Source organism: bacterium (assembly GCA_041649255.1).
In the GTDB taxonomy this organism is placed as follows: domain Bacteria; phylum Hydrothermota; class UBA3073; order JACQXS01; family JAQTXJ01; genus JAQTXJ01.
The window spans coordinates 1-25,798 of record JBAZNK010000028.1; the positions used below are offsets into that span (position 1 = coordinate 1).

The 25,798-nt window shown below is 37.2% G+C and carries 26 protein-coding genes; 23 read left to right on the plus strand and 3 right to left on the minus strand.

The window, feature by feature from the left end:
- The 10 genes from WC614_13415 to WC614_13460 form a co-directional block, all read left to right on the plus strand.
- The coding region (locus WC614_13415; GenBank protein ID MFA5034000.1) for a hypothetical protein at window positions 1–592 on the plus strand (592 nt) is incomplete at its 5' end.
- A complete protein-coding gene (locus WC614_13420) occupies window positions 589–1,032 on the plus strand; it encodes a hypothetical protein (protein ID MFA5034001.1) in 444 nt (147 codons plus the stop codon). The genes WC614_13415 and WC614_13420, both read left to right, overlap by 4 nt.
- Window positions 1,029–2,660, plus strand: a complete 1,632-nt coding sequence (locus tag WC614_13425; GenBank protein ID MFA5034002.1) for a vWA domain-containing protein — start codon at window positions 1,029–1,031, stop codon at window positions 2,658–2,660. Before WC614_13420 ends, WC614_13425 begins: the two co-directional genes overlap by 4 nt.
- Window positions 2,661–2,705: 45 nt before the next feature.
- Complete coding sequence (locus tag WC614_13430) at window positions 2,706–3,209, plus strand: hypothetical protein (protein MFA5034003.1); 504 nt, start codon at window positions 2,706–2,708, stop codon at window positions 3,207–3,209.
- A gap of 79 nt (window positions 3,210–3,288) precedes the next feature.
- Window positions 3,289–4,338 carry a PD-(D/E)XK nuclease family protein gene (locus WC614_13435; GenBank protein MFA5034004.1) on the plus strand — a complete coding sequence of 350 codons (1,050 nt, stop codon included), beginning with the start codon at window positions 3,289–3,291 and terminating at the stop codon, window positions 4,336–4,338.
- A gap of 25 nt (window positions 4,339–4,363) precedes the next feature.
- Window positions 4,364–4,492: a hypothetical protein gene (locus tag WC614_13440; protein ID MFA5034005.1), complete on the plus strand. Its 129-nt coding sequence runs from the start codon at window positions 4,364–4,366 to the stop codon at window positions 4,490–4,492.
- 45 nt (window positions 4,493–4,537) lie between these two features.
- The gene (locus WC614_13445; protein ID MFA5034006.1) at window positions 4,538–4,735 is read left to right on the plus strand and encodes a hypothetical protein; all 198 of its coding nucleotides are present in this window, start codon (window positions 4,538–4,540) and stop codon (window positions 4,733–4,735) included.
- A gap of 8 nt (window positions 4,736–4,743) precedes the next feature.
- The gene (locus tag WC614_13450; GenBank protein ID MFA5034007.1) at window positions 4,744–5,238 is read left to right on the plus strand and encodes a hypothetical protein; all 495 of its coding nucleotides are present in this window, start codon (window positions 4,744–4,746) and stop codon (window positions 5,236–5,238) included.
- A gap of 189 nt (window positions 5,239–5,427) precedes the next feature.
- Window positions 5,428–5,865 carry a DNA repair protein RadC gene (gene radC / locus WC614_13455; protein ID MFA5034008.1) on the plus strand — a complete coding sequence of 146 codons (438 nt, stop codon included), beginning with the start codon at window positions 5,428–5,430 and terminating at the stop codon, window positions 5,863–5,865.
- 12 nt (window positions 5,866–5,877) lie between these two features.
- The gene (locus tag WC614_13460) at window positions 5,878–6,327 is read left to right on the plus strand and encodes a hypothetical protein (GenBank protein MFA5034009.1); all 450 of its coding nucleotides are present in this window, start codon (window positions 5,878–5,880) and stop codon (window positions 6,325–6,327) included.
- A gap of 50 nt (window positions 6,328–6,377) precedes the next feature.
- Here WC614_13460 and WC614_13465 read toward each other — a convergent pair whose 3' ends face one another.
- The 3 genes from WC614_13465 to WC614_13475 form a co-directional block, all read right to left on the minus strand.
- Complete coding sequence (locus tag WC614_13465; GenBank protein MFA5034010.1) at window positions 6,378–7,775, minus strand: T9SS type A sorting domain-containing protein; 1,398 nt, start codon at window positions 7,773–7,775, stop codon at window positions 6,378–6,380.
- Between the two features lie 64 nt (window positions 7,776–7,839).
- Entirely contained in the window at window positions 7,840–8,973 is a 1,134-nt protein-coding gene (locus tag WC614_13470; protein ID MFA5034011.1) for a hypothetical protein, read from the minus strand.
- Between the two features lie 171 nt (window positions 8,974–9,144).
- Complete coding sequence (locus WC614_13475) at window positions 9,145–9,618, minus strand: hypothetical protein (protein ID MFA5034012.1); 474 nt, start codon at window positions 9,616–9,618, stop codon at window positions 9,145–9,147.
- Between the two features lie 744 nt (window positions 9,619–10,362).
- Here WC614_13475 and WC614_13480 point away from each other — a divergent pair.
- The 13 genes from WC614_13480 to WC614_13540 form a co-directional block, all read left to right on the plus strand.
- Window positions 10,363–11,619 (plus strand): hypothetical protein, encoded by a 1,257-nt coding sequence (locus WC614_13480; GenBank protein MFA5034013.1) that lies wholly within the window; start codon window positions 10,363–10,365, stop codon window positions 11,617–11,619.
- A 286-nt stretch (window positions 11,620–11,905) separates the two neighbouring features.
- Window positions 11,906–12,217, plus strand: coding sequence for a hypothetical protein (locus WC614_13485; GenBank protein ID MFA5034014.1), 312 nt, complete (start codon window positions 11,906–11,908; stop codon window positions 12,215–12,217).
- A 56-nt stretch (window positions 12,218–12,273) separates the two neighbouring features.
- The gene (locus WC614_13490) at window positions 12,274–13,098 is read left to right on the plus strand and encodes a ParB N-terminal domain-containing protein (protein MFA5034015.1); all 825 of its coding nucleotides are present in this window, start codon (window positions 12,274–12,276) and stop codon (window positions 13,096–13,098) included.
- A gap of 80 nt (window positions 13,099–13,178) precedes the next feature.
- A complete protein-coding gene (locus WC614_13495) occupies window positions 13,179–14,084 on the plus strand; it encodes a hypothetical protein (protein MFA5034016.1) in 906 nt (301 codons plus the stop codon).
- Between the two features lie 130 nt (window positions 14,085–14,214).
- Entirely contained in the window at window positions 14,215–15,678 is a 1,464-nt protein-coding gene (locus WC614_13500) for a ParB/RepB/Spo0J family partition protein (GenBank protein ID MFA5034017.1), read from the plus strand.
- Between the two features lie 259 nt (window positions 15,679–15,937).
- Window positions 15,938–17,251 (plus strand): tyrosine-type recombinase/integrase, encoded by a 1,314-nt coding sequence (locus WC614_13505; protein MFA5034018.1) that lies wholly within the window; start codon window positions 15,938–15,940, stop codon window positions 17,249–17,251.
- 607 nt (window positions 17,252–17,858) lie between these two features.
- The gene (locus WC614_13510) at window positions 17,859–19,310 is read left to right on the plus strand and encodes a T9SS type A sorting domain-containing protein (protein MFA5034019.1); all 1,452 of its coding nucleotides are present in this window, start codon (window positions 17,859–17,861) and stop codon (window positions 19,308–19,310) included.
- A 16-nt stretch (window positions 19,311–19,326) separates the two neighbouring features.
- Window positions 19,327–19,599, plus strand: coding sequence for a hypothetical protein (locus WC614_13515; protein MFA5034020.1), 273 nt, complete (start codon window positions 19,327–19,329; stop codon window positions 19,597–19,599).
- Window positions 19,577–20,245 (plus strand): T9SS type A sorting domain-containing protein, encoded by a 669-nt coding sequence (locus tag WC614_13520; protein MFA5034021.1) that lies wholly within the window; start codon window positions 19,577–19,579, stop codon window positions 20,243–20,245. Before WC614_13515 ends, WC614_13520 begins: the two co-directional genes overlap by 23 nt.
- Window positions 20,246–20,265: 20 nt before the next feature.
- The gene (locus WC614_13525) at window positions 20,266–21,834 is read left to right on the plus strand and encodes an SBBP repeat-containing protein (protein MFA5034022.1); all 1,569 of its coding nucleotides are present in this window, start codon (window positions 20,266–20,268) and stop codon (window positions 21,832–21,834) included.
- A 15-nt stretch (window positions 21,835–21,849) separates the two neighbouring features.
- Window positions 21,850–23,328, plus strand: coding sequence for a T9SS type A sorting domain-containing protein (locus WC614_13530; protein MFA5034023.1), 1,479 nt, complete (start codon window positions 21,850–21,852; stop codon window positions 23,326–23,328).
- 25 nt (window positions 23,329–23,353) lie between these two features.
- A complete protein-coding gene (locus tag WC614_13535; protein ID MFA5034024.1) occupies window positions 23,354–24,784 on the plus strand; it encodes a T9SS type A sorting domain-containing protein in 1,431 nt (476 codons plus the stop codon).
- Window positions 24,785–24,793: 9 nt separating this feature from the next.
- Window positions 24,794–25,798, plus strand: a 1,005-nt coding sequence (locus WC614_13540) for a YncE family protein (protein MFA5034025.1), incomplete at its 3' end; no start/stop codon positions are given.

The following is a 25,798-nucleotide window of genomic DNA, read 5'->3' on the forward strand; positions in this document are numbered from 1 at the left end:
AACACGGCGTGAATTTTACAGACTTTTTAGTGATGAGGATAGGTATTATACCATTCAATCCGCTAAGTATCAAAATTCAGAAGCTAAAGTAGATTTCTCCAATGTGCAATTTATTTTGACCGCAAATCCCTTGAGCTCAGACCGTTATCTCACAGATGATATGAAACGGTTATCTAACGCAGAATCAAGAAGACTGGTAATTTTGTATCAGGATTATAGTAAAGAACCGAAGACTATCACAAAGATATTAAAATCGCTTATTGCCAAGAAGCCTGCATATCAAAAACTAAAACAGAAAATTCCTGACATAGACCAGCAGATAAATTGGAAACTTGGAGTTGACATATTCAAAGCTCTTACGGATACAATAGAAGGCGATTCGCTTGGCTGGGACATCGGCTACAGCCCAATTGCGGACTTTTTGTGGACATCAACTTTGAGGCAACATCAACCGCAAAGGTATATCATAGCTCTTTCAGAGCATATTCTTAATGCAATCCCGGACATAAATATCCGTTCTCTTGCTTGTGAAAGGATAAGACAGGCAGTTAATATTGTAATTCCGAAAGAGTTTGTTGTAAGAGGTGCATGATGGAAAGGAATGAAATTCTTGAAGCGAATAGACCTTTAGTCTTATATGGAGGAGCGCAATGGGCTGACGCTATACCGGAATGGATGATAACAGCGATAAAAGAAGAACGGGTATCCTATTCAGCAATGGGAAAAAATGAAGCCGGTGACTGTGAATGTTTAGCATATCTTGTTACAGCTTCTCTAATGATGCCTCTTTCGGATGAATGGTATAGAGCATATATGTTTCTTGCCTCAAGGGTATTTAGGAAGAAAGGGATGAAAGAACTGCCTGATTTTCTACAGGATACCGAATTATCCGAATATAACCAACAGGGACTAAATGGACTCAGGGGTTGGATTTATGAGCAAAGTATGAAAGCATTCAAGCTAAGAAAATCTATTGATGCTCAATCCATCCCACAGTTAAAACTATTTGCAGTTGAACGGAGGTGTCAATGAAACTATCCCTTGCAGATTATATAAGGCACTATACCAAAAGAGTAATTGGGCTTTCTGTTCCTATCGAAGATTCGCCACAACCTTGTGCAGTTTATAAGCCGAAACAAGTATTGGGATTGCCAATATCGGATGCAACTTTGGGAAAATTTCTTGGCGAAGAGTTCGTGTTAAATGCAAGCAAGGAACTGCTTTTCTCTATTGTTGTAGGGCTATCATATCACGAATCTGCACATCTGTTATCAGGCGAGGATAATATTACGAAACCACACATATTAAATAATGTTATTTGCGACTCTAATGATTTTAACTTTGTGCCTAATACTTGGCCCGGTTCAGTCCCGTTTACACTTTCCCTTGTGAACACCACCTATCAGCAGAGTCCGGATATTGCAACTATACCATTGAATACAAAAAAAGACAAACTATCTGCTTTGATTGAGCTTTCAGTAGAGTTTATGCGTAAACGGAAAATAAAGTTTGATGGTAAGGATGTAAAAAATCTGCCAGACAGTCATCCACTTCATGATACCTTCGAAAAGATAAAGCCAATAGCCAAGGGAGCAAGGAAATCCCAAATTAAAGACAGACCAAAACTTGTCAAAAAATTGTTTGAAGCGATAAAGGATTACTGGGTGGAGGAAGAGAAACAAAAAGGTAAAAAGAAGGGCAAGCCTTCACCAGAACTTACGCCTGAGCTATTAGACAAATTAACAAAGTCTGCCGGTGCAGGAAGGAAGTTAGATAAATCCGATGCCTCGAAACTACAACAACTGGCAGAACAAAGTGGTGTACTACGTAAATGTAGGGAATTAATGCAAAGAGCAGAAAAGGAAATTGCTAAAGAATCCCTTGAACGAATCCATTCCTGTATTGATAAGCCCTATGATTTACACGAACAAAAAGAAACTGCACCTTACAGTCCACAAATAAATGACTCTATTGTGTCAGAGATAAGGAACAGTCTAAGATCTATCCTATTCCAGAGAAGTATAAGAAGAATGGCACCATCAGTTGTAGGGATACGATTTAATTCTTCGCATTTTCATGAGATTAAAACCAATCCGGAAGAGCCAAGAATAAGGAGAGAAGTGAAACGAATAGCCCGAATTATAGATGAAACCAGCATAGTTCTATGCTTTGACCGCTCTGGAAGCATGGCAGGGGAAAAACAGGAAACTACAATTCAGATAGCAAGCAATCTCTACAAAGCTCTTTCCACTATACCAAAGGTAAAGACAGCGTTATTAGGTTTTAATGATACACCACAATTAATAAAAGGGAATAGAGCTGCATCTCTTGATACCATATTACGGAGAATACCTATGGGGTTACAAGCACAAGGAGGAACGAATTTCGCCTTGGCATTGAAGGAATGTTTACGATTGGCGAAAGAAACACAAGCACACAAAAAACTTGTCATTATTTTGACAGACGGTGATTTGAACGGCACTTTCGACATAGATGACTTACTTCAGTATGCAGAAGAATACAGAATTGAAGTAATTTGCGTAGGCATAAAAGGCAGTAGCGTTTTTGAATTGAAACTGCATTTTGATAAATCAATATATGTGGATAGGATTGCGGAATTACCCCGTAAATTAAAAGAAGTCACACTATCACATATATAAATTATCTACCAATAATATCAACAAAATTTAACAAAGGGAGGAGAGATGAATATCATAGAAGGATTTAGATTGGATTCTTTGGAAGTCCACTTCGGGCGCACCGTAAAGACGGGAGATTTTGAGAATATAAGGGCTGATTTGACAATCGGTGGAGCAATTACCGCACAGAAAGATGTTACAGAAGTCAGTACTCAACTGTTCCAGTTACTGGATAAGCAAATATCAGAACAGCTGAAGACTTCTCCTACAAACCCTACGCCAAAAGAACCCCCTAAAACTCCTACTCCAACAGGTAGCGGGAAACCAGGACAGGGGACAAGACAGAGTTCCGGCAGAACAGGTCGAAGTTCACAAGGTGATGGGGAAGAAAAACTCTGCACAGAGAAACAATCAAAAAAAGTCTGGGCCATGTTGTATAACGAAAATTTAACGAAGGATGAGATCGTCCAACGGCTTGAAGAAAGGTTTGGCACATCAGATATTACTGATAACATATCCTGTGCGGATGTAAGCGATTTCATAGAAGAGTTGCAATCAGCTGCCGTATAACCACGATTATTACTACAAAAGGGGCTGCTTGAGGATTCGGTAGCCCCAAACATTTTATACGGAAAGGAGGAAAACTACTATGGTAACAGAACCTTTCAGCGTATCCAGAATTAATTTATTTGACCAATGTAGCCTTGCATGGAAGAGAAAATATGTTGAACACATTCCCGATGTGTCCGGAAAAGAGGCACAAGTTGGCAGCGCTGCACACAAAGCAATTCAGATTTACACGGAGAATCTTACAAACGGGCATAAAAGGAGTTTGAATTCAATTATCGGTGAAGGAGTAGCAAGCGTGGGGAATATCGACATCCTCAAGGAAGTTACGGAAATCATTGAGACATTTGTTGTAACACACCACAATCTGGATGTGGAAACAATTGTCGGCATTGAAGAAAATATAGAGAAACCTATTGATAAATACAACTTTCGGGGAATTATTGATTTGTTGCAAGTGAATGAAACCACTGGACTTATCACGGACTACAAGAGTTCTCGGAAAATAATTTCTCAAACTGAAATTGATAATAACCTGCAACTATCGTCCTACGCGATGTTGGCACACAAAAAATACCCCACACTCAAGCGTTTTATTTGCAGATTGGATTTTATAAGATACGGACAATTGGTCGAGACTGAGCGGAATCTGGAGGATATTCAACTTACGGAACAATTTCTTGGACAAAAAATGAAAACCATTAGCAAAGCGATAGATGAAAACAAGTTTGACCCAAAACCGAATTCTTATTGTAAATGGTGTTCATATATAGATACTTGTCCTGTACACCCTAAGACCTCAACTCCGAAAGAAGTGGCAAGTCAGGTGCTTGTCCTTGAAGCCCTACTAAAAAGGGAAAAAGAAACGCTAAAAGCCATGGTAGCCAAGCAAGGAGCGGTAACCGTAAATGACATGGTATTTGACTTTTATCCTGCAAGCTCGGACGTGTTCCCGATAGATAAAGTAATACAAGTGCTTGCGGAATACAAGATAAACAATCCCAATAATTACCTAAAGGTAAATACAAAAGAGTTAGAAAATCTTGATCCCAGGATTTATGAAAAGCTGTTACTTTTATCAGAGCAAAAAACGACTACAAGATTTGACCATAAAAGGCAGGTGGCACAATGAGAATAAAATTTCCCAAAGGACCACTTTGGATAACGATAATCGTTTTAACTCTGGAAACAGCCGACCTACTTATGAAATGGATACGAGAATCTCGCTTGAGGCAGGAGATGCTGCGAGAGGAGGAGTCCAGGGATTCCAAGAACTATGTGCTTAAAAAATGCTTGCAAATTCTGTCCGAACGGCAGGATAGGGAGGGGGGATGAAAGCTCAAGATGATGAATTAACAAGACCCGAAGGAATTTCGCTATCAATATTTTTGGAAGCAGAAAAACACCGGCATTTAGAAGATGTTCAAATGATAGAAGGTGCATTGAGCCAGCTTACCCGTAAGTTCTGTTTTTCAGAAGACGAACAGGAAAAAATAAAAGAACGGAGTAGACGTTATATTAAATTTTAGGAGGGGAGATGAATAACCATTATATATGGCTTTTCGTAATCAACCCGCTTGTATGTATTTTAATCTTATGGGTATTATGCAAAGTAGTGTTTAGTCAACTGTTGTTGAAACAAATAACGGCAGAAAGCATGGGAAAGATGCTGAAAAAACTATTACCGGTAAATCAAATAGTTGAAGGTCTTGTCCCATTAGGACAGGAATTACAGCTAAGTGTTAATGAAAGCATTCCTGGGTTTGCGAAATTCTTTTGCAGGAGATGGTATAGAGAGGTATCGGAAATCACGGAGGGTTTGGGTAATGTGGACAAATTGCAAGAGCTTGTAAAAACAGTTATAGATGAGATAAACCTGTCGGAAATTATCCGGCAGAATGCAGAGAAACAAAATCCGGGAGTTGTATGTAAACTTCTGGATTCGGCATTTCCAACATCGGTGATAATAACCGCAGGTATCATTATGGGAACGATTATATCTCTTTTACAGTTAGTAATTTTAAAAGCATAATAACGGGGGCAGGTCCTGGCGTTAAAGAGAGACGGATAAAAAGATTATGCCAGACCGTCTTACTGTCCTAACGGGCTTATTATCTGTGTAATTTACTTATCAGGTTCTGCACGCCATTCTTCTTAAAAGAAGATAAAGCACGGTAAAGACTGGGAATTGGTAGCCAGTTACCTGGCCATCACAGGAGGTATGGGCATGTACAAGGGATTGGAAGTTCAAATTCAGATGGTGCGAGAAACAAGTGAAAAATTAGGACCTTCTATAAAAACCCCACAAACTGTATGGGAATTACTTTTAGACCTTCGCAAAAAAGATAGGGAATATTTTGTGGTTCTCTGTTTGGATTGTAAGAATAGGGTGCTGTGTATTAACACGGTTAGCATTGGAACTTTGAATGCGAGTATGGTGCATCCGAGAGAAGTCTTCAAACCTGCTATTCTGGCAAACTCGGCAAGCATAATTCTTGCGCACAACCATCCAAGCGGAGATCCAGGACCAAGCAGTTCCGATAAAGAAATTACAAAACAAATCATAGCGGCAGGGGAAATATTGAATATTCCTGTGTTAGACCACGTGATAATAGGCAAAGACAGTTGGATATCTTTGAAGATTGAAAAATTAATGTAAAAAGGAGGAGAGATGAAAAACGGTGATAATAACGATGTTACGGTAAAACTTCGTGAAAAGGCAGAGAAGATACTGCTTTCAAAATATGACAGAGCAGTCGCAAAGTTCAAAAAAGAGCACGCTGAAGCAACAACAGAGCTTAAGAAACAGATAATTTCAGAATGGGGACTTGATAAAATAGTGCAAGAGATTCTGAAACTAAAGAATACTCAGGATGGATTGGAAGAACAGGTAAAAGGAAAATTGGGATTTACTCACGGCTATCATGAGTTGAGCCAGTGGGAAAGAGGTATCTTTCAGGGAGATAAACTTGGAAAAGAAGTGGCACTACGAGGCAAATCCGATATTGATATTGAGAAAGAGGAACTACGATTGAGGGAATTAAAGGATGAACTGCTTGAACGACTCTGGTTATGTGGACAATCCAAAGAAGTGCGGGACGTGCTTTCTAAGATGATTTGACAAAAACAACAGCGGGTGGGGATTAAGAGCCTTGCCCGCTGTGTTAATTTTTATTTAATTAGTGTAAGTTTTTTTGTGGTTTTGTAATTACCGGCAACAAATTTGATAAAATAAATACCCGATGATAACTTCCTATCCAGTCCATTATTAACATCCCAACGCATAGTATAATTACCGGGCTCTACATTTTTATCAAGCAATACCTTTATTAATTTCCCCGAAATGTCATAAATAGATATAGAAACATTTGTATTTTCTGAAATACTATATCCGATTGTTGTTGAATTGCGAAGAGGATTTGGTAAAATCTGGATTTCAGGTTTGTATAAACTTGCTTTTTCTTCTATTCCGTGAAAAGATAGATCAACCGTTCCATATATGTCATTATCTGTTCCTGTTCCAAAGTCGGTATCCCAGGCCATAAGATTATTTGTACTGTTCCCACTGATTTGAAGATAAGCTCCCCCATTGTTGGTTATTAGATAATTAGTGTCTTGCAACACTCCTCCACTTGTAATTTTTTGTCCATAGACGTACCCGCAGAAATAATACCATGCTACTATATAATTTGCTCCGTACTCTGCTACGACCGGTAAAAAAATATCGTAACTTAGATTACTGTTGGAAATTCTAAAATTATTTCCTATTAAGCTGCCACTTGAAGATATAAGTTGTCCATAAGCCGCCTCGTGACTTCCCCTATTGTCCCACCATACAACCATACAATTTGCACTCCCTTTGGCAACTCTTGGATAATCTTGTGAGAAACTATTTATACAAATAGAAATTTGATTCCCTACCAATAATCCTCCGGAAGATACACGTTGACCATAAATATCATTAGAAGAATTATAACTTCTATATACAATAAGATAATTCGAACCATCATATACCATATCACATTGATCATTTATTCCCGGGAGACTAATTGTATCTCCCATCAAGCTTCCTGTTGATGAGATTCTTTGGCCGCAATTGCCTGAAACTGCAAGAAAGTTTGTACCATCAGAAGCTACTACTGCCTCCGTCGCCCCCTCAAATATTAAAAATGCGCTTCCAGAAAGAGTTCCATTTGTATTAATTAACTGTCCTACTGCCCTAGTGTTAACGGTAACGAAAGGACCTTTTGCCCACACCACAAGGTATTTATTGTTCCCATATGCTATATCACAACTATGCCACTGCTGGTTTATTGAATCGCCTATAATAAATTCATTGCCAACTAGTCCTCCGCTTTGAGATACAAGCTGTCCATAAATTTTAGCATAGCCAATCCCGTCCCCTGCTCTATGGTCTATCCATGTTACTAAGTAATTAGAACTTCCCAACACTACCCTTGGATATTCCTGGTCTTTATTTGCAGTACATATTTGGAAATCTCCTCCTCCAAATACAATGTTAGGTAATAGCAACAATGCTATTACTGATAAGTTAAATAATGTTTTCATCTTCTCCTCCTCTAATAAAGTCTACGGCTGTATCCCAAAACCTTTTTTTTGATTTTCGCTCATATTATCCTTTATTTATTATCTCCGATAATTCAGTTACGTTGAAATACCCTCTTCCTTTTGCTATATCGATAAAAATATATGGTATTGGGAGTTCATCATCTATTTTTATTCCCATATCCCCCGCCCTGCATATTTTGTGTTTGTTGATATCAATTGTTTTTCCTAAAAGTTTAATTGCATTTATGTCTTGTTCCGGTATAAATATCCCATAGTATCCAACCAATAGCCCTGGTTCGTGTATTGGATTTATTGGATTGGTTTCAGGTGTGCACCAGAATAAGTCGGTCGTTTTCATAGAATCCATTTTTTGTTTTAACAAAGCATTTTTTTGCTGTAATTCTTGTCGGCATTTTATTACCACAACTTTAGTGGTAACGACTATAGTTATAAGTATACTTGCTATCAGAAGTATTATTAGAGTTATCATGTTTATATTTCCTCCTATTTTAATTCTTTCTATGGCTACCCCCTCAAGAGAATGTGTCCCCAGCGTTAAAGATTTATTATTCGTAACAGGCTCCGCTAATTTTACAGGTTGTCTTTTTGATACAGTGTCACTAGTGGCAGAGATACTTATTTTTGAAGTATCTATTTTTGTTCTAACGATAGATGTGTTTGTCGTATCCATAGATATATTTGTTTTATATTCTGGAAGACTATATGTATTAAACAGTAAGTATTTAGTATCTTTTATTTCGGGATAAATAAGAGTCCCTTTAAAAAAATTCAAGGAAAACAAAAGTATAACTAAAGATATAACACTAAATACAATTCCCCCGATGCTCACTTCAAAACAGTCTAGTATCGGTCTCCATTGTTGATATTCTTCCCAGAGTTTAAATCCCGCATGTAATCCACGAAGGCTGTTGCAAATACTCCATAAAATAATTAACCATATAGTAATCCTGAATGGCCATAGATTATTAGAATGTTTAGAGATAAGTAAAGCGATAATAATGATACCAATTTGTATAAATAATCCTTTAACATTTGCCAAAACACTTTTATGTAGTTCTTCTTGTAATTGTTTATATATTAATGCACGATATTGTTTTTCTTCAATTATTTTTCTACCTTCAGCAGCTATTGCCTCAAGATTAGTTAATGTTTTTCCAACTCTTTGAAAAAAATTCATATATTCCTTCCATTATGACGTCAGGGACAGTGCCCGCTGTTTACCTAATGAACTCTGCCCAAGTGCTAATCTAAGCTTCAGTAGCTACTCCGACGTTTGTACCAATTATCTCTTCTTTATTTTTATTCCTGCCATCTCTCTTCCTTGCCTGCAAATAAAAAGAGGTACTTTTTACTCACGCACAGGCTCGATGAGAAATCCATTTTTTCCAGCATTAACTTTCCACGTAAGTCCTAAAACCCTTAATATAGTTAATCCTCCCGTTGCAATTAGTACAACACCACCAGCCAGTAAGATGGCTAATCGACTAGTAGGCTCTTGGTCAAGAATAGCAGCCCCAATTAACACAAGACCTATAAGACACAAACCTAGCCCTGTAAGAACAGCACATATTTTCTTCCATGAAATGCCTACCTGTTTAGCTTTTTTTATTAAAGAAAGTCCTGAAGTTAGATCAGATTCTTTTACTCCTAATTTGGCATCATCTTTCATAAGAAAATTTTCTTTATCTTTATAATAACTTATTGCTTTCTTAAACCACTCTGGATCCGATGTTTTTATGATTTTTCTATTCGCAATAAACACCCCTAACACTAGACATAAGAGAATTGTTATCACGATAAGGATTGTTTTAACAAATACCATCTTCTCCCTCCCTTCAAGCTTCCGCCTGAATTAAATCCTCCCTATCTCAAATGCCACAAAAAATATGGCATAAGAAGTATAGTGAGAAAGATATATCCTTCTCAACTTTATTGCCCCCGGCAAATAAAAAAGGGGCACACCATTACCCAGCCATAACCGAAATTATGACTACCCTTGGAAAGACTAAAGGGTAACAGCACACCCCCGAATTATCGGGGACTTACTTGGCTTTCCAAGGGCTTTAAACAAGTAAGCGATAATTTACATTTTAGGTTTCAAAGAACGATAAATACAGACTTCTTCAAGTTAAATACGATTGTCAGAAAAGTCAAATTGTTTTTTAGAAAAAAGGCAGGACACCACAAGAAGCTATAACTTAACTGCATGGCAAAGAAGCTTTGCCAAATTCATAGTTAAAACTATCTACAACTTCAAACGACAATACTTAAAGTAAGCAACGCCCACTTTAAGCATGTTATGTCCTGCCAAGTTGACTATATTATATGAATACAAGAAGTCAAGAAAGTTTTTTTTGACTTTTTTTCTGGCGCATTTGCCAGCGCAGGTTGTTTTTCAAATCACATTATTTATTTTCATTTGACTTCTAATGTATTCTATATTATCTTCAAAAAGTTAAGTAGCACTTTGTTATAAAAAATGAGCCGACTAAACCGAACCAAGTCAAAATCCAGAAAGTGCTTAAAATCAACCTTAAACAAAGCTTCCCTACATCCTAATCATATCATGAACAAAATATTGATATTCTCAAATAGGATATGTAATGATAACGCAAGTAAAAAAATTCGGGCAGATGAAAATATAAATGATATTAAATCTTTTTATTATTCTGTAGCGGATATTTCCTTACTTGATTATTCAGGTTTAATAATAGATTTACAATTAAAAGAAGACACAACAGAACCCAAATTAGAGCCAATAGTTGTTGTTCCATCGCACAGGTTTGTTGTTCCAGATTTTGATTTTGATATGGAAAAGAAAATAGAAGATGCGAGACAGGAAATGAAACAAGAAAGAGAAAATACGAAGTGGGAAAGATTTCTTGATAATATTCCTGTATGGTTAGACGATGGCAATGTTATTGTATTATTGGATGGAAATGGTATAAGTGACCTTCCTACTATGCCTAAATTTGTTTGCCACCCAAGTATGGAGCATTCGGAGACAAATATACTTGAGAGTCTTCCTGAAAACACCTCCGTTTTTGATCATGGGCATAGAACCCCGGAAGAAATTCTTAAGACATTAGATATTAATTCACATATATTATTAAAACCTACATCAGAGATAAAGATAATATCCTCCGATATTTCGGGATTTAACCCCCAGAAAATGATAGCTTACCGAACAATAGATACAGAGAAAGAAAGTGAAGTAAAGCAAATAGCCGTAATAGATGGAAGAGGGATGATAGTATCTTGTGCTATAAAGCGCGGAAAAGGGTATATTATTTTCTTGCCTAAAATTACAGGTAAAGATTATTTTCAAAATATACTCAAAGTATTAAATTATTATATGCAAAAAATAACTACTGAAAAAGAAACAAAAAAAGAACTTATTTTTAAGCTCCAGTTAAGACCTAAAAGTCGTCCTCACAAAAGCTTTTTTGCCGAACTTGTTATCTTTCCTGGTAGAGGAGAAGAAGAAAAAACTTGCCCCCTTGGACCCAGGACGTTCCGTTTCCTTCATCTTGTTTTGGATGGAAAATTCAAAGTAAATGAATGGATTGATGCCGAAACTCTTGAATCGGAGTTACATTACGACAATTCAAAAAATCCTTATTGGTTTTCTAGGCGTATTAGCTCTATAAAAGACTGGCTTAATGCCCGGAAGATAATAAAATATTTTGAATTTCAAAAATCTGAAAAGAGAGAACAAGTAAGAACAACTCTGTTAAGAGAGCAATTCATAGTAGATATCCCTGATTACGAAGAAGCAAAAAAGAGAACCAAAATTCACTCGCGTGGAGAAAATTTTCATTAAAAAGAAGCAAAAAAAAGAACCAAAATTTACCCACATAGAGAAAATCTTTTATCCTAATAAAATAAACTTCCCCACCTACTAAGGAAAATTTCCTCACCTATTCCACTTTAATAAGTTTTCCTGTAAACCCCATATACATAATATTCTACGAGTTTTATTTTTTTATTGATTTTTTTTAGTTCCTCTTATTACAAGGAAGTGATTTTCCCTATAGGATAAGCTCATAATAATTATTAAATGAAAAAAAAAGAGACAAGCGATTTTTCGGATGAAAAAGGAGGAAGATATGGATAAACAAAAGGTTATTTCGGAAAAGACTATAAAAAGGCTACGGACGGAAAGGAAACAGTTTGCTGAAAACAGCTACAAGCGTGGAGAAAAAGATGGCAAGGCATTTGCAGAGGGAACAGGATACGAAGAGCTACTTATTTACAATAAGCAGGCAGAAATAGTAAGAGAAGGATATACGGAAGACATTCGAATCGACGAAGTAGAGGAGAATATAGCTGAATACGAAACAGATGAAGATCCCGTCAATCGAGATTCCTATTATCGCGGGTGGTTAAACGCAATCGTTGAAGTTTTAGAATTAATATAACAAAAAAAAGTAAACCCGAAGAATCGCTTGTCAAGGGTTTTGAAAAAGGGGGAAAAATGGCAGAATTGAAGCAGATGGAAAAATTACAAGATTTAATTAGGCCGTTAACATCAGAGGAACTCGATGATCTTAGAAGAAGCATCGAAATGTTTGGATTAAAAAACCCCATTTTGGTTTGGGAAGAAAAAAATGAGATTATCGATGGCTGGCATCGATACCAAATTATGGAAGAGAGGGGGGAACACTGTCCAATAGCTACGGCAAACATTGAAAATGAAGCAGACGCGATAAAACTTGGATTAGCACTTAATCTTGCACGCCGACAACTGTCGGTAGAAGACAAAAAACAACTGGAGAAGAAAAACCCAGAAATTGTAAAAGCATTAAGAGATATCGGATTTACTCAGAAAGAAACAGGAAAAACTATTGGATTAAGCCAACCCAGAGTTTCGCAAATAGAAAAAGAGGGGCAGATAGAATCTAAAAACGAACAAGAAAAAAAAGAAATGTCAACCAACACGAATACTCCGGAAATAGCAGTAGCAACCGAAGATAACAGCGAAAAGACTGACTCCACTAATAATAGTGGTCAAAAACCGGCAGATCTGCGAACAAAGTTAAGCCCGGAGCAGAAAGCAGAAATCCGTGAGGCATTAAAAAGAGGCGAGGATCAACAGGAACTTGCCGATGAATATAATGTTAGCAAACAAACGATAAGCAAAATCAAAGTAACCCAAAAGCTCCAATCACCGGATGAAAAATTGAAAACCAAGGTTGAAATGTTCATAAATAAGCAGCTGAAGATTGGTACTATTCATGGCGAAAAAGAAAAGATTATTGATGCGGTCATAAATGCTCTGAGCGAGTTTAAGGCAGCATAAAATTTAATTTTGAGGACAGAAGCAATGAAAAACTATTATTTGGTGGAAGGATACTTGGTATTTTTTACGGGAGGTGTTTTATGTTTTCTTTGATAGAAGAAATAAATGCCCTGAAAGAAGGCGTATGGGTTCAGAAAATATTCGTAAAAATCACAAATGATGATTTAGTGGCCGGGATATTATTATCTCAAATCGTATCTTGGTATTCTCCTTCAAAAAGTGGAGGTACAAAATTGAGGGTGCAAAGAGACGGAAAGTTTTGGTTGGTCAAAAAAAGAACAGATTGGTTTAATGAATGCTATATTTCCGATAAGCAATACGATAGAGCCATAAAAATCTTAAAAAAACTGGACTTGTTAGAATGCAGATTAATTAAATTTAATGGGGTACCAAATGTTGGAATTTTCTTGCATAAAGATGTATTGCTTTCTAATGTAAATTCATATATCCAAGAAAATGAATTTTACCTAAACAGTAAAGTCCATTCTACCCAAACAGTAAACTCCATTTTACCTAAAGAGCAAAATCCTATTACAGAACATACATCATCATCATCTACAGAAACTACCTCTTTTAAACATCATGGGAAAACAGAAGAAAGAAGGGGAGCTGAATTTGCAAATGATGATGATGCGAATGTTAATGTCAAGCCCCCCAACCCAACCCTTCCCCCCAACAATTATGATGTATACCTCCCAGAAGATCCTTCTTACTATAATTGGGATAAAATTATGAATATATTAAAAAAGCTTGGTTTCCGGAGTCCCACAGATTTTATGAATCAATTTCAAATTAGTAATATACGGTATGGGATTCATGCGCTTCGTGTGGAGAGGCAAAAGCGAAGAATAAAAAATCAGGGTGCGTGGCTTAGGAAAACAGTTGAGGCCATAGTCCAAGAGGAATATAATCCCGAGACTATGTGTGACGAAGTACAAAACAGTCCAACTATTTATACTATTGATCCGACAGGAGGCGCTTTTTGAAATGAAAATCAAATACATAAAAAAGGAGGTGATGTTTAATGCATAATAGATGGGAGACTTCGGGAAAAATAAACGCCGGAGCAACAAACAAATTAGTACAACCGGGCTATATGGCCCAAGGGAGGGAGCGATGAAGAAGTTAGAAATGTTGCCGTTGGGACAAATCATTCCAAACAGTTATAACCCGAATGATATGTCAGAAGAGAGTTTCGAAGAACTCAAGAAGGAAATAGAGCACAGAGGAAGTCCATCGAAACCAATCGTCGTTAGGAAAACAGATGAACAACACTATACGATTGTGGACGGGGAACATGAGTTCACTGCCGTAAAGGAACTTGGCTATACAGAGGTCCTTTGCGAAATCGTTGACATCGACGAGACTGAATCGATGCGACAGACATACAAGAGGAACCTAGGTGGAGAGAACAATAAGGTAAAGTTGGGCAAAATGTTTCAGGATGTTTTGAAGAAAAATGGTTGGACCCAACGAGAACTAGCAAAAGAATTCAATATCGGCAAAGATTTCGTGGGCAATTCCATACTTTATGCAGAAGCTGCTGAAAATGCAGTGTCTGACAGTGCGACAATATCGAAACTTTCAATAAGACAATTACACGCATATATGGCATTCCCACCTGAAATCCGCGATAAATGGATTACTGCAGGTGCCGACATAGACATTTTATCCGGCAATGCAAGAAAAATTAAAGGACTACAACGTGTTTTTGATGCTGGTTTAACAGACCTAATCGACGGTAGCACCTCACAAGGTTTTATGGATTCGATAGGCCCCGCAATCCTTTTTGTAGACGAAGAGGCTGCACTTTGTGTTGGAAAGGATGAAGCTTTTAGGGGGAAACTACGGGAGTATATGAAGTCTTGTGCTGAACACTCAAGGCGGTTTGCCTCTATTTTTGGACTTATTTATGACCAAAAGAAAAACCAATTTTTCATAACATCACAGGAGTTTGCGGGTGTGATTGAACATTGCCAAAGAGATGCGAAAGCTAGGGGAAGCTTATATTACTGTTATGAAGAAAACGTAAAGCCCGCTTTAATAGAAGTATTGCAAGGCAAAGGGATTGTAATTAATCCAAATGATTTGTCTTCTTCTTGGGACCAAATGAAACGTGAGATAAAAGAAAAAGCAATAGATTGCATTAAAAACTCCAGTCTTTCTGTAAGATGCAAATGGGCATTATATAAAATTCAATCTTCTGAAAAAGGACCGCATGTTCATGAGGCAATAATCGAAACGATTAAAGAAATGAAAGAGATATATAAAAGTGAAGATTCTTCTCCGACCGTATTATCTGTCGAACATCGTTTCGATAGACATATACAAATTATCGAGGAGCGAGAAGCAATCAGACAAATACCGGAGGAACAACTGGTTGACCGAATCATAGGTAACATGGAGCTTTATGCGGATGACACGGAAAACTATAAGCGTCTCGCTGAGATTTTAAATAAACTGACCCTCTCGGAAAAACAGCTGTTAGAAAGAATAACAAGTAAATTTAAGGGATGGGATGAAATAATGAAAAGTGCTATATCTGGCTTGCAGAAAGCTGGTTTATACAAAGGCAGATAATGCATTATCTGGAGTTCAGATTTGTTGGCATAGGTAAGATATGCCATGTAAGGAAATCAGAACGACCGAAACAAATTAATAAGTTAGTAGTTGTTACGTTATCGTAACATAAAGCTCTGTGTTTACGGGCGATAACGAGAGCTTCTCTCGTATTTTATTTGGCTTGTAATTGCCCGTCCCCCAAAATGGGGCGTGGTGATTCATTAGAAATATTTTTTCTCCTTATTAAGGGGAAAACGTATAAAAATGCGGGGGAACTGTGTTAAATCAGGAATCTGTAAAGCTCAACAATTTGCTAAACATAGAACAAGTAGCAGATCTATTGGGTATAAAAAAATCTACGGTTTATTCATATACACACTACAAGACCATTCCTTTTGTCAAGATTGGTCGTCTCGTAAAATTTGAAGTTTCCAAGATATTGGAGTGGAAAGATAAGATGCCTTCATGTGACGGCAAACCCCTTTCTGATTGTGGTATAAGAAAATTGAGGAAGGAAAATCAAGGTTTAAATTCACAACAAGTTACTACCTCGAAACCTTGCAAACCACCCTCAGATACCAATATCAGGGAGGTTTTAATGAAAGGTGTTTATAAAATAGTAAATAAATCCGGCGTCAGATATGGCATAGATTATGTTGACTCGGCATCAGGCAAGAGAGTGAAACGGATAGTATCTTTATCCAAAGAAAAAGCAGAGCAAATGTATAGGAAAATACAAGTAGAAATGGATGAGGGGAAATGGCCAGGGACTAAACGTAAAGCGCCACTATTTGAGGATTTTGTGGATACTTATCTTGAATCATGTAAGAATCAAGATAGTAGGACGCATTATGTTGGCAAACTACAATGTCTCAAAAAAGATGCAGCGAAGGCATTTAATGGGATACGGCTAGATCAGATTTCTATTGCCATGATAGAAAGATTTAAAAATCAAAGAGCAAGCGCTGTCAGTAATTCCACGTGCAACAGGGGATTATCTTACCTTCGGCATTTTTTTAATAAAGCAATTGACTATGAGTATATAAAAACTAACCCGTGTTCTAAGGTTAAATTATTTAAAGAACCACCGGGACGCACTAGATACCTTACACGCGAAGAAATAGTTCTATTGCTTGATAACTGTGCCGAAGAAATAAAACCGATAATAATCGTTGCCTTGAACTCCGGCATGAGAAAAGGTGAAATATTTAACTTGAAATGGCAGGACGTAGATTTACAAAATAGATTCATAAGCATTCAGCAGAGCAAATCCAATACGAAACGGATGATTCCTATTAATGATGCTGTATACAAAGTCTTTGATGGCTTGCAGAAAACTAATGATAAAGTATTTAAGGTGCAGAATTTCCGGATATTATTCGAGAGAGCAGTTAATAAAGCCGGGATAAAAGACTTTACTTTTCATGGATGTAGGCATTCGTTCGCAAGTCATATGGCAATGTCAGGAGCGAACTTAACGACTATCAAGGAATTGCTGGGACATGCCTCGATTAAAATGACACTCAGATATGCACATCTCTGCAATGGATACCTCGGAGATGCGGTAAAGAAACTGCAAATTACGCCATAATATGCAGTATATGTGTAAAACAGGGACAGTTATTGAATCCCTGTTTTTATGACTTTTCTTGACAAGTAAATTATTTAGTATAAATTTCATAATAATAAAATGAAAATGCGTTATAAAAATGGAAGAATTTTGGAGAAAAACTGGAAAGATTTTGGAAGAAAAACGGAAGAAATGGGTTTTTGCAATTTGGAAAAAGGCTGTAAGGCCTTATAAATAAAGTAATGGAGAGATGGCCGAGCGGCTTAAGGCAAACGATTGCTAAGCGGATCCGGGCATTTTCGTAACCCCCAGTAAATTCAAGCAAACCCCTTGTTAATTCTAACGAAATCACCTTTTTTTTGACGATTTTGTTTTGATGAATTTTGATGAATTTTGACCAATTTATGTAAGAAATTTGGCAGAAATTTTTATCACTCAATTTTCTCGAAATTTACAGGAGAGATTTTCGTAAATCTTTACCCCAAATTTTGCACAGGAATTTCACCCTCAATTTTTTGATTTTATAGAGGGAATGAAAAAAGTGGTGATTAAAGATTGACAAAGATAAGTTTTAAGAATATTTAAGTGTAAAGATACTTGTTGATGAAATAAAAGTAGGAGTCAAACTATGAAAAAATATCTTATATTAATTGCTTTTGCTTTTCTATTTCCCTACTGCACACAATTATATGCAAACACTTGGACTAAAACTTTCGGCGGAACGGGCGATGATTATTGCGGTTCTGTTCAACAGACTTCTGATAAGGGATATATTATGTGTGGAATGACAGAGTGTAACGCATGGCTAATAAAAACAGATAGTTTAGGAAATACAGTTTGGACAAAAACTTATGGCGGGACTGATTATGATGAAGGCAGTTCAGTACAGCAGACAGAAGATGGGGGATATATCGTAGCCGGGACAACACATCTTGACAGTAGTGATTACGGAAATGCGTGGCTTATAAAAACTAACTCAATGGGAGACACATTATGGACAAGAAGATTCGGAGGAAGCATGTTTGATGCTGGCAGGTCAGTTCAGCAAACAAAAGATAAAGGGTATATCATAGCCGGACAAACAGGTTCTTATGGGGCTGGTAATAGTGATGTATGGCTTATAAAAACAGATTCTATTGGAGATACATTATGGACAAGAACATTCGGAGGCACTGGACGGGATGAGGGACGTTCAGTCCGGCAGACAATCGATGGTGGATATATCGTAGGAGGATTAACATACTCTTATGGGGCTGGCATCAGTGATATGTGGTTAATAAAAACTGACTCGGCAGGAAATTCCTTATGGACAAAAACATTTGGAGGAGATAGCTGCGATGAGGGTGGTTCGGTTCAGCAAACAACAGATGGAGGATATATAATTACAGGATTTACATGGTTTTATAGTACAAGTGGGTGGAAGATATACTCATCTTTAATAAAAACCAATAACTCAGGCGATACTGTTTGGACAAGAATATTCAATGAGACTGGAGTTGACTATATTCTGTCAGCTCAACAGACAAGAGACAGTGGGTATATCCTGACTGGAGTTATCGGATGGACAGGTTCTTACAAGACTGGCAACGGCGATGTATGGCTAATCAAAACTAATTCTTCGGGGGATACTTTGTGGACGAGAACTTTTGGTGGGGATACACTTGACGGAGGTAGTTCAGTCCAACAAACGGCAGACGGTGGTTTTATCATCGTAGGTTCTACATACTCTTTTGGTGCAGGCAATGAAGATGTCTATCTCATTAAAACAGATTCCTTAGGGAATGTAGGAGTGGAGGAGAATACCCCGTTGTCAGGGCGGGATGTTGCTACGCTCCAAATAACTAAGAATCCGTTTGTTAAATCTACAGTTATAAAGTATTTCATCCCCGTTAGAACTCGAGTGATATTAAGTGTTTACGATATTTCCGGCAGTTGTGTTAAAACATTAGTAGACGGAGAGAAAGCAGCGGGGAGTTATAGTAGTACCCTAAACGCAAAAGAACTAAAAACAGGAATATATTTTGTGAGACTAACAACAGATATACATAAACTAACAAAGAAGTTAATTTTGATGAAATAAATTTAAGAGGGAAATAATGAAAAAATACATTAGTTGTCTTGTGCTATTTTTGTTATTCACCAACGCAATCGCAGACAGTTTTACCATACTTTCCCCAAATGGAGGAGAGAACTGGGTCAGAGGAAATCCTTATCCCATAACATGGGCGAGTGAAGGAGTGACGGGAAACATAAAAATAGAACTTTATAGAGGCGGGGCATTCAAGTTCATTATAGCAAGTAACGCTGCAAATACTGGTACATACAGCTGGTGGGTACCGGGGGGGGATGACACCCGGGACAGACTATAAGATAAAGATGGCGAGTACGTATAATATTTCTATTTTCGACCAGAGTGACAGTAATTTCACTATTGTAGCACCAAGCATTACCGTAGTCTCCCCAAACGGAGGGGAGAAATGGGTTGGCGATTCCATTTATCCTATAATGTGGACATCCGTCGGAGCAAGAATTTCCTGCTACAGACTTCTATATTCTACCAACAATGATAGCACTTATACTGATACACTTGTAAAAGATTTATCTTCGGATAGCACGAGATGGAATTGGAAAGTCCCGGTTATAAATTCTAACACTTGTCGCATAAAAGTTCAAATGATGGACTCGTTAAATAGAATTATTGTCGAAGGTAAAAGTGATTCATGCTTTTTAATACAAAAAGAAGGGATAGAAGAACCTTCAATTTTGGATCGCGGATTTGGGAATGCGGGATTGAAAATAATAAAAGAAAAGATTTATTTGGATATTTCGAAGAAAATGGATGCGGATATAAAATTATATGATTTGTGTGGCAGAATAAAAGAGGTTATTTATACAGGTACGTTAGGGAAAGGAAATTATACATTTACACCGAATATTCATAAAAACGGGATATATTTTGTGAGACTGACAGCAGGTACATTAAAAACTACAAAGAAAATTACATTTATAAGATAAAAATAGGGGGGGAAAAAACTATGAAAAAGTTATTTATTCTATCAATAGGATTTATATTATCAACACAGATTTTTGGGCAGGAGTGGGCAGCAAGATACAATGGGCAGGGTGATAGCACTGATGGGGCAACTGCAATTGCATTAGACACGGATGGTAATGTGTATGTGACAGGAAGAAGTTACGGTTTAGGCACTAATTATGACTATGCGACAATAAAATATAATTCATCAGGTGATACAATGTGGGTCAGGAGATATAACGGACCGGCTAATAGCGACGATAAGGCAAGTGCAATCGCATTAGATAAGAATGGGAATATCTATGTAACAGGATATAGTTATGGTTCAGGCACTGATGAAGACTATGTAACGATAAAATACAATTCGTCAGGTGATACAATGTGGACACGAAGATATAATGGAACGGGGAATGGTGATGATGAGGCAATTGCAATTGCATTGGACGGGAATGGGAATATCTATGTAACAGGAAATAGCATTGATTCAGGCACTGGGTATGACTACGCCACAATAAAGTATAATTCGTTAGGCGATACAATGTGGATAAGAAGATATAATGGGCCGGGGAATAGCTGTGATTACGCCACCGCAATTGCAGTGGATGGGAATGGGAATGCCTATGTGACAGGATACGGTTGGTGTTCAGTCGCTTATAAATATGCGACAATAAAGTATGATTCATCGGGTGATACAATGTGGGCACGAATATATGGGTTGGGAGATGATAATGAGGCAATTGCAATTGCAGTAGATAGTAATGGGAATGTGTATGTGACAGGACGGAGTTGCGAGGACTGTGCGACAATAAAGTACAATTCATTGGGCGATACAATGTGGACACGAAGATATAATGGACCGGGAAATGGCAGTGATTGGGCAAGAGCAATTGTATTAGAAAGGAATGGAGTTGTATATGTGGCGGGAGTAAGTAATTATGACTATGTGACAATAAAATATGACTCATCAGGTGATACAATGTGGGCACGAAGATATAATGAAAATGCTAATGATTATGCAAATGCAATTTCATTAGATACGGATGGAAATGTGTATGTGACAGGACAAAGTTACGGTTCTGGCACTGCTTATGACTATGCGACAATAAAATATAATTCATCAGGTGATGCAATGTGGGCACAAAGATATAACGGACCAGGAAATGGCGGTGATTGTGCAAATGCAATTGCATTGGACGGGAATGGATATGTGTATGTGACAGGATTGAGCATAGGTTCAGGCACTGGATATGACTATGCGACAATAAAGTATTCTTGTGAAGGCATAGAAGAATACTCAAATATCAAAACCCCTTCGACTACGCTCAGTGTAAGTCAAAATCCAGTTATTAAAAATACGATTGTTAGTTATTCAATCCCTATTGAAACGAAGGTTTTATTGAGTATTTACGACCTTTCCGGGAGTTGTGTGAAGACATTAGTTAACGGAGAAAAAGAGACGGGGAATTATAGTATTCGTCTGAACGCAAAAGAACTAAAAACAGGAGTCTATTTTGTGAGACTGACAGCTGGTACATCCAAAACAACAAGGAAGATTACGGTTATAAGGTAAAAACAAGGAGGGATTATGAATAAAAATTTAGGAGTTTGGGTTTTGATGGGAATGGGTTTAATTACAGCCAATCCCGTAAATGCAGGATGGACAAAAACTTATGGTGGGAATAAAGATGATGGCGGCAATTCAGTTCAACAAACTACCGACAACGGGTATATAGTTGCAGGAGGAACATGGTCATACGGCACAAGTGGCCCGGATGTTTACCTTATAAAGACAAATTCCTCGGGAGACACCTTATGGAAACGGATTTATGGGGGGAATAATGGAGATTATGGCCGGTCGGTTCAGCAGACTAATGATGGCGGTTATATAGTTGCGGGATGGACATACTCATATGGTGCAGGAGCAGGAGATTTTTATCTTGTAAAAACAAATTCGACAGGCGATACAATGTGGACAAGAACATATGGTGGAACCGGCAATGACGGAGGCTACGCAGTCCAGCAAACAAAAGACAGCGGTTATATAATTTCAGGAATGACAGGCTCTTACGGTGCAGGTGCTCCAATATATACCAATGTTTATCTCGTAAAAACAAACTCAATGGGAGATACTTTATGGACAAGGGCTTATGGCGGGAATAACAACGATGGAAGTTATTCAGTTCAGCAGACTAGTGATGGCGGTTATATAGTTGCGGGATATACAAACTCCTACGGTATAGGAGGGACTAATGTTTATCTTATAAAAACGAATTCGAGTGGTGATAGTTTATGGACAAGAGTTTATGGAGGGACGAGCACTGATGGAAGTTATTCAGTCCAACAAACGACGGATAACGGCTATATAGTTGCAGGGATAACAAGCTCTTACGGTGTAGGTACTCCAACTTGTTTTAATGCTTATATTATAAAAACAAATTCAGCAGGAGATACTTTGTGGACGAGAGCTTATGGTGGAACCGGCACTGAATATGGAAATTCAATTCAACAGACCATTGATAACGGATATATAATAGCAGGCGAGACCGGTTCTTATGGGGCAGGCGGTTATGATGTATGGCTTATAAAGATTAATTCAACGGGAGATACATTATGGACACGGACTTTTGGTGGGACTGACGGGGATTGCGCTAATGCAGTTCAACAAACTGCGGATAAAGGTTATATAGTTGCAGGATATACGTACTCTTTCGGTACAGGCACGCCGGATTCTGCAAATGTATATCTTATAAAGACTGACTCATTAGGTTATGTAGGAATAGAAGAAAATTTATCGCCAGTGCGGGATGTCGCTTCACTTGAAATCTCTCAAAACCCGTTTATTAAATCAACAATTATCAAATATTTCATACCCGTTAGAACTCAAGTTGTATTAAGCGTTTACGACATTTCTGGAAGTTGTGTAAAAACACTTATAAATGGAGAGAAAACGACGGGGAGTTATAATACAACCCTCAACGCAAAGGAATTAAGGGCGGGAGTGTATTTTGTGAGACTGAGTGCGGGGAATTATAAAGAAATGAAGAAGTTGGTTTTAATGCGATAAACTATTAAATATTTTGGAAATACAAATGTATAAATATCTTAGAGCATTAAGTCTTTTTCTTATTATAAGTTCACCTCTTATAGCAATCCAAAGACATGTATACGAATCGAACGGAGCTCAAGGGATACAGGATTCAATAAATGTGTCTTCGACCTATGATACAGTGATGGTGCATAAGGGGATTTATTATGTGCGGGATATAGATTCTTTGGGTATAACTATGAAAGATAGTATCATCTTATTCAGTCCAAATCCAGACAGTGTTACTTTAAACGGTCTAAACTCTACTGGAACAGATACTGCATATCATGTAATTTACTGTGATTTTGGCAACTCAGATTCTTCAGGTGCTTTAATAAAAGGATTTAAAATAACTGGTGGAAACGCGTCGGGTGATGGTCACCCTAATGGTTTTGGAGGAGGAATTTGTTGTCTAAACTCTTCACCTGTAATAGAATCTTGTATTATAACTGATAATTATGCTAAAAGTGGTGGTGGAATATATTCGTACTGTGGTTCTCCTATTATTGTAAAAAACAGTATAGCTAATAATTCTTGTTCTCAGTGTGGAGGAGGAATGCGCTTATTATATGGAACCCCTATTGTTGTAGAAAATAGTATAATTAACAATTATTCAAATTGGCTTGGGGGAGGGATATTTTCTGATTACAGTGCCTCTACTATTCTTAGAAATACTATTAATCATAACTCTGCTCACTGGGATGGAGGAGGTGTGTGGCTTAATGCTGGAAATATTATTCTTAGAGATAATATTATAATTAATGACTCGGCTCGAGATTATGGGGGAGGAATATATTTAGAAAGAGCAAATGTTACGATTGAAGAAAATACTATAGTGAATAATCATGCTAAATTCGGAGGAGGAATATATTCTTGTGGTTTTCCTAAAATCAAATATAATATTATAATTGATACCACTTTTTGTGCTATATACATCAAAACAGACAGTGCTTTTATTGATAGTAACAACATCTACGCAACCGGATATGCGGTGTCTAACAGCGATTCCTTTGATATAGATGCTCGTTATAATTATTGGGGAACAGTAGACACTAATACTATCAATGCGAAAATCTATGATTTCTATGACAACTCTACAATGGGAATAGTTTGTTATCAGCCATTTCTTACTGATTCACTAAAATTTGGCATAGAAGAGAAAAAAATAGAAAACATAAAGACAAACTTATCGATTTATCCCAATCCATCTTTTGGCAATAGCATTATTAAATATGGATTGCCCGAGAAAGCAACTGTAAGTTTAACCCTATATGACATATCCGGTAGATTAGTCCAAACTATGTATTCAGGGACTCAAAAAGCAGGGGATCATACAATCAATATAAATAGCTATAAAATTGCTAAGGGGATTTATTTCGCAAAACTTAATGCCGGAGATTTCAAAGCAACAAAGAAACTCATACTAATGAGATAGGAGAAAACTATGAAAAAGCTATTAATCGGAATATTTATGATAGGCTTATTTTCAAACCTCAGTTTTGCACAAGTTGTGCCGGTAGGGATTATACCACTCGGTCCGGCAGGAGGAAATGGAACGTATCCTATAGGGGCATGTGTAAATCCTAATACAAATAGAATATATGTTGCAAATGCAGGCAGTAATAATGTATCTGTAATAAATGGTTCAACGGATTCAATAATAAACACTATAAATGTTGCGGAAGGTCCTTATGAAATAACTGTTAATCCCTCAACCAATATGATATATATTGCGCATAGTAACAACGATATTGTTTCCGTAATAAATGGGGCAACCAATTCAGTAGTAGGAACTATAGGGGTTGGAGGATGTCCGTGGGACATTAAAGTCAATTCCAAAACTAATAAAATATATGTTACAAATCAGGACAGCAATACTGTTTCTGTAATCGATGGCGTTACCAACTCGGTAATAGCGACTGTAGCAGTTGGCGCTAACCCCAAAGGTATTGATGTAGATTCAAATACTAATAAAATATATCTTACAAGTACAGGTAGTGTCTATGTAATAGATGGGGCAAATGATTCAGTTATAAAGGAAATAAACATTAATGGTGGACTTTCAGGTGTTGCTATCAATACAGTAACCAATAAAGCATATGTTACCGATGATATTTTTGGTTATGTTTTTGTAATAAACAGCTCAACAGATTCAGTAGTAGATAGTATAAAGGTTGGTATGTGGCCATATGCATTGGCAATAAACCAGAAGTCTAATAAAATATATATTTCAGATAGATATAATGATAGCATTTTTGTTATAAATGGTTCTAATGATTCTGTTGTAGTAGCTATAATAGATGCTAACTTTACCTCTTCTTTCTGGGGAATTGATGTCAATCCGGAAACAAATAAAATATATCGTACAAATTGCCAGAGTAACACTATTTCTGTAATAAGCGGGTCAACAGATTCGGTAATAGCTACTATCCTTGCTGGTAGAATGCCT